General features: G+C 55.1%; 5 protein-coding genes. 3 read left to right on the top strand and 2 right to left on the bottom strand.

Annotation, left to right across the window (positions count from 1 at the left end; genetic code table 11):
• Window positions 1–50 precede the first annotated feature (50 nt).
• Together AC5DDB_RS29715 and AC5DDB_RS29710 are read right to left on the bottom strand one after the other, a co-directional pair.
• Window positions 51–833 carry a hypothetical protein gene (locus AC5DDB_RS29715; RefSeq protein ID WP_491743402.1) on the bottom strand — a complete coding sequence of 261 codons (783 nt, stop codon included), beginning with the start codon at window positions 831–833 and terminating at the stop codon, window positions 51–53.
• A gap of 197 nt (window positions 834–1,030) precedes the next feature.
• The gene (locus tag AC5DDB_RS29710; protein ID WP_491743401.1) at window positions 1,031–2,245 is read right to left on the bottom strand and encodes a rhomboid family intramembrane serine protease; all 1,215 of its coding nucleotides are present in this window, start codon (window positions 2,243–2,245) and stop codon (window positions 1,031–1,033) included.
• A gap of 149 nt (window positions 2,246–2,394) precedes the next feature.
• Here AC5DDB_RS29710 and AC5DDB_RS29705 point away from each other — a divergent pair, with 149 nt between their 5' ends.
• The 3 genes from AC5DDB_RS29705 to AC5DDB_RS29695 all read left to right on the top strand — a co-directional run bounded on the left by AC5DDB_RS29705 (window position 2,395) and on the right by AC5DDB_RS29695 (window position 5,535).
• Complete coding sequence (locus AC5DDB_RS29705; RefSeq protein WP_491743400.1) at window positions 2,395–3,453, top strand: transaldolase family protein; 1,059 nt, start codon at window positions 2,395–2,397, stop codon at window positions 3,451–3,453.
• A gap of 158 nt (window positions 3,454–3,611) precedes the next feature.
• On the top strand, window positions 3,612–4,526 hold the full coding sequence (locus AC5DDB_RS29700) for a zinc ribbon domain-containing protein (protein WP_491743399.1): 915 nt from the start codon (window positions 3,612–3,614) through the stop codon (window positions 4,524–4,526).
• Window positions 4,519–5,535 (top strand): hypothetical protein, encoded by a 1,017-nt coding sequence (locus tag AC5DDB_RS29695; RefSeq protein WP_491743398.1) that lies wholly within the window; start codon window positions 4,519–4,521, stop codon window positions 5,533–5,535. The genes AC5DDB_RS29700 and AC5DDB_RS29695 overlap by 8 nt, the downstream gene beginning before the upstream one ends.
• Window positions 5,536–5,769 lie beyond the last annotated feature (234 nt).

Raw genomic sequence — 5,769 nt, 5'->3', positions numbered from 1 at the left:
GAAAAATGTGGAACAAAACACCAAACACAACTTGAAACGCAAGACAGTCGCTACTTCTTTTTGAAGATCCCGGCGAATGCGCGGCCGACGTTCTTTCCGGCACGACCGACGTGACGACTAATTTTCTTTCCGGTCTTTTTGCCTGCTTGGCCAACTTTTTTGGCGGCTTGGCCGATGGGTTTGGTGTCGAGGGTGATTTCCGCACCAAGTTTGCCACCGACTCCTAAGGCTGCGCCCAGTTCACCGCCGAGCGTGAGTTTGCCGTCGTCCATGGTGAGATTGACACCCGCTTCGGCTCCCAACCCCGACCATGCTTCGCCTGTGGCGGCGGCACCCGCGGGACCGATTTCTGTGCCGATCGTCCCGGTTGCTCGACCGCCGGTGAAGGCATTGGCACCGAGGCCGAGACCATTGTTGCTCACCCCCGCCTCGACGCCCGCTTCCGATCCGACAAACGTTTCGCCCTGGGCATAGTTCTCGATATCGACATTACCGACTTGGCCGCACTGCGACGCCGACGCATCTGCAAACGCTCCAGCTTGTACGCCGCCTCTCGCACCGGCAAACCACCGCTCGTCATCGCGGTCCCCGTAGGTCTTTGATTTCTGTTGGCCCGACTGATTTCGATGATCGGCAAACACACCAACATCAAACCCCGAACGCTGATCTAAACCCGCACTGACACTCGCCTGATGCGTCACTCCATCGTCGGTCGACGACACCCCCGCCCGCTGACGATAACTTGCCTCTTCAACGACTGAAGCTTGAGTCGAACTAGTCGTGCAGAAAGTCAGCGCGCCAACGACTAGTATCGCAACTTTTGCCATTCGCATCGGACGAGTCCTTATCGAAGTTTTCGACAACAGGGAGGGGTTATTCCCGTATGTCGAAACGGACTCTAATCCCGACATGCATTTGAATGAAAGCGGAACTAGTGCTGGGTCATGACCCAGCGTACACAACTGATTCGGCCATAACTAGTCTTAGAACTTACAACATATCTAGACCGGACCAACCTGCAGTTGACAGATTAGTCCTCGTCTTTTTGGATCGACTGCAACAAGTCATTTGCTTTTTCGTGGAGACGGACGGATTGGAAGTGGTGTTCGTCGTCACCAGTTTCTAGGTATTGAATTCGTTCTTGCGTGGCTTCAAGACGAAGCACAAAGACTTTCTTCAAACCATCCCAGAGTTCTTGACGGTCACTTGGGATGCGATCTGTAGTATCAAGACGCTTGCGGATATTCTCGAAGATGGGCAGCACATCGTCTTTGTACTCTTCGGCGGCTGCCTGACTGTCGAGAGCACCGGCCTGAAGACGGTCTTCGATAGACTGAATCTCCCGATCGGCGGCTTCTTCTAAGCGTCCGAGGCGTTGGTATTCAACGGGAAAATCAATCATCGGTCCCGGGTATTGCAGGATTCCAATCGCGAGAACAGTCGTTGTTCCAACGATGATCACCAGGTTCCGCCACGCACGACTCAATCGTGTAGCCTGACCAAGCGGTTGGCAGATAATGAACCCGCCGACGAGTCCGGAGAAGAACCCGCCCAGGTGTCCGGCATTGTCGACGACATCCCGCAAACCGGGCGCGAATTGGAAGATCGCCAGCAACCCAATGCATTGAACGGCCAAGTTGCGAGCGGTTCGTCGCAAACGTTTCGGCCAGACATTGCGTTGTCGAAACGCACACGCCAGAAACACACCGACGATGCCAAAGATCGCCCCCGATGCCCCCACGCTGGGCACATCATCGTTCAGGTACGCACTCGCCAAACTTCCGCATAATCCGGTGGCAAAGTAGAGCACTGCGAAACTCAAATGTCCGCAGAATCGCTCAACGAATGCCCCGACTCCGTACAAGGTCAGCATGTTCATGCCGAGGTGGACAATACCCGCATGCAGAAACAAAGCCGATACCAGCCGCCACCATTCGCCATCCGCGGTTTTCGGTGCGTAATTCGCTCCCGCGTCGATCAAAATCAGCGCTTGCTGGTGCATGTTCTGGGGGTCGCGGCCGGGCCAAATCGGATCGACACCCTTGGTCGTCATCCAAATCATCACGACGACATTGACCAGAATCAGCAGTGGAATGACCCAGATCCGCCGCGTCTGTTTGAACAATTCCCGAAAGAATTCCGCCAGTTCACGACGTTCATCATGAGTGGGATGGTCCATCGGACCGGGTGCGGTTTCGGTCGCATCTGGCGACGGCGTTGGCTGTTCAGTTGGGACATGCTCCATGATGAGTCGATCATATCGGATTGGAATGAACTCTCAAAGCCGCGTGGATTGCGGTCGTCGAAAGTGTCATGCTTGTTCACATCGCCAAAGCCGGGTAAAACCGAAAGAAGATTGCGAACCCGATAACACACGATTTGGGATGGATCGTCATGACAACGCCTCTGGAATCACTCGTTGCCTGCGGAACGAAACTCTGGCTAGACAGCGTAGACCCCGAACTGACCGTCGAGAATAAATCGCTTGGTGCCACGGGCGCGACGTCGAACCCCGTCATCATTTCGAAGCTGATTTCGACCGGGCGTTTCGATGACGATTTACAAGCGTTCATGGCAGAAGGGTTGAGCAACGAGGAAGTCGCTTGGCGGATGACGGACAAACTCGTCGCGCAGGCCCAAGAAGTTTTCCAAGATATTCACGAACGGACAGACGGCGACGATGGCTATGTGAGTTTCGAACTCGATCCGCTGTTGGAAGCCGAAGATTGCCCGATGACGATTGCTCAGCGAACCGAGCGTTACATCGAACTTGGCAAACTGTGGTCCAAAGGGCATAAGAACCGCATGATCAAAGTTCCTGCCACCGAAGCCGGCCTGGGAGCGTTGGAAGAGTTGGCGGCCCACGGGGTAACGCTGAACGTCACACTGATTTTCAGCGAACGCCAATACCAAGCCGCTCGTGACGCCATTTGGAAAGGTGCCCAACGACGCGATTCCCTCGATAACTTCAAATCGGTTTACAGCATCTTCGTCAGCCGAATCGATGTGTACACCGGCAAGCAAGTTCTAGAGCTTTCGGACGATGCCCAGGGGAAAGTCGGGCTGGTCAACGCGAAACGGCTTTGGAAACAGAACGCAGAGTTTTGGAGCGACAAGAATCTGCCACTGAAGCAGGAGATCATTTTCGCCAGCACGGGCGTAAAAACCGAAGGCGATCCGCCGGATATGTACATCTCGGCTCTCGCCGGTTCAGACATCCAAACGAATCCTCCGGAAACGAACGCAGCCATTCAAGAAATGACCGGCAAGGTCTTCGAAAAACGGGTCGACCAATTGCCGCCGGATGCGGTCGTCGAGGAAATCGATGCCAAAGTCGACTTTGCGAAGATGGAAGCTGCACTCATGGAAGAAGGCCTGCAAAAATTCGCCGACCCTCAGAAAGGTCTGTTGGAAACCATTCAAAAGAAACGCGAATCCCTGACGCCGGCATAACGCAGGTTTCGACTGGGCCTGCTAACGATTATTGATTTTGTATTCAGAAGTTCCATGCGAACTTGCAGGTGATCCGTCTGTTCGCCACCATTGAGACGGAACCGGGCTCTTCGGTCCGATTCCGACTCAATACACGATTCTTCGAGGGTGTTCTGAACGTGTCCGTAACTTCGGCTTGTCCCAATTGTGGTAAACGGTTTCGGTTTCCTGACGATTCCAAAGTCGGCAAGAAAATTCGCTGCAAGGAATGCGAAGAACCGTTCGTCGTCGAACCTTTGGGTGAGGCAGATAAACCGACTCGCAAGCCCAAGCGAGAGAAATCGGCCGGCGGACTTCCACCACGCACAGTCGGCGTCAAACCTAAACCCAAGAAAAAATCGCGGCCCGCGAGCGACGAGGCCTCGCCGAAGAAACGCAAGAGTCCGCCGAAAAAGAAGCAGAAACTGACGAGCAGTCCCGCATTTATCGGCGGCATCTGCACGTTGGTACTGGCTTTGTTGATCGGCGTTCCGTTCCTGGTCTCTGGCGACGACAAACCTATGGAACCGCCAGCGTCGTACACGACGTTCCAGCACGAAGTCAATAACGCCTTCAAATGCGACCTTCCGGCTGGGTGGAACGTCAAAGCCGGGGGCAAAGCCGGTTCGGTGATCTCGGCGGTCTTTGAATTCGAGGATGTGAAAGTTCGCATCCGCAGCAGCATGGGAGCCAGCGCGATTGGCGACATTGCTGGAAGCATGGGTGGCGACATTCTTGGCGGGGCCGGTGGTTTGGAACTCGACGAAGATCTCACCCCAATCGCTAACGTCCACGAAATGATGCACGATCAATACGCTGCGGACTACAGCGACTACAAAGAGCAGCCGCCCCAGAAAATTGAAACCGGCTTTGGGGACACGCGAATGTCTGAGTTCACCGCATCGGGAAGTTGGGGATCGACAATTCGCGGAGTCCGGGCGTCGATGCTGGGTCGCGATCTCCAATGGACCGTGATCTGCGATTGCCCCGAAAAGGACTGGGCGGTTTGCCAGCCGATTTTCGAACGCATCGTCAAGAGCATGTCCCGTGGCTGATTCGCCCAGGTCGTCTCGCGAACCGGGTCGTCGCCCCAAACCGACGGCGAAACGGCGACCGACCACACTTGTCACCTGCCCCGCCTGCGGCACACGATTCCGATCGCCGGTTCGATCGAAAGCGTATCAAACCGAGTGCCTGAACTGCGAAGAATCCGTCAACGTCCCGGCCCGCGGGACACGGGAGATCGAAGAACCGACACCGGAAGTAGAGCCGGAACCATCGCAACCGAATGTGTTCGATGCAATGGCCGAAGAACGGTTCAGCGGTGACGTTCACGTTCCCAAATTCCCATTCCTTGAGGGCACATTTTCATTTCCGTGGTATCCGGAAGCGATCTTTCGCTGGATCATTTTGTCCGGCGGGTGTGCGATTGTTTCCGTGTTGTTTGTCGCGATGCACTGGTGTTTTGCCCGTGCTGATGTCGGCGGCATCGGTGGTTGGTACGGAAGAGCCGGCTATGCGTTGGGGTTTCCGACGGGTTGGTTATCGATTTGGACCTTCGGCTACGCAGCCGCCTGTGGCAAAGCGATTCTGACGGAAACAGCCGCCGGGAATGATCGGGTAACCGATTGGCCCGAATCGGATTGGCGGGAGTGGGTGAGTGATTTGGTGTGGTTGCTGCCGGCAATCCTGACCGCGGTCGCATTAGCCTTCGGAGCCGGTCAACTCACCGAAGCCCTTGGCGACCAGTCACTCTTCTGGGGAGCAGCAGGGTTGACATTGTTCGTGTTGTTGCCGATCTGTCTGTTATCGGTGATTGAAGCCCACACCCCGTTCCTGCCGTTTTCACCGTTCATCCTCAAAAGTCTCGTCAACCGGGCGTGGGCATGGATGCGATTTTATTTGGCATCGGGAGTGTTGGCGATGATTTGGCCGGGGAGTTTGATCCTCGGCTACCAACGCGAACCCTTCTACGCCGCCGCCGTCACCGGACCGCTGATGGCGTTGACACTGATCATCTATTGGCGACTACTGGGACGGCTCGGTTGGTGCTTGGTGAATTGAATCTCGTGACCATTGATTCAACTAGCGCACAAAAGAAACACCCTTGACCATCGGGGATGATCAAGGGTGTTTTGTATAAACAAGGTTGATAGTTGCGTGTGAGAATCTGAGTGGACTATTGCGTTTGTGGGATTATCCCACGTGTGAGTTTGCACTCACTGAGGTTATGAGCTGGATAAACCAGCGATCATCCTTAGAAAGGAGGTGATCCAGCCGCAGGTTCCCCTACGGCTA

This window comes from Thalassoroseus sp., assembly GCF_984380535.1.
This window is presented reverse-complemented; position numbering and strand designations above follow the sequence as displayed.

Bases quoted from the DNA above. Each gene is read 5' to 3' on its own strand.
- AC5DDB_RS29705 (WP_491743400.1), top strand. From the start codon at position 2,395: ATGACAACGCCTCTGGAATCACTCGTTGCCTGCGGAACGAAACTCTGG.
- AC5DDB_RS29710 (WP_491743401.1), bottom strand. From the start codon at position 2,245: ATGGAGCATGTCCCAACTGAACAGCCAACGCCGTCGCCAGATGCGACC.
- AC5DDB_RS29715 (WP_491743402.1), bottom strand. From the start codon at position 833: ATGCGAATGGCAAAAGTTGCGATACTAGTCGTTGGCGCGCTGACTTTC.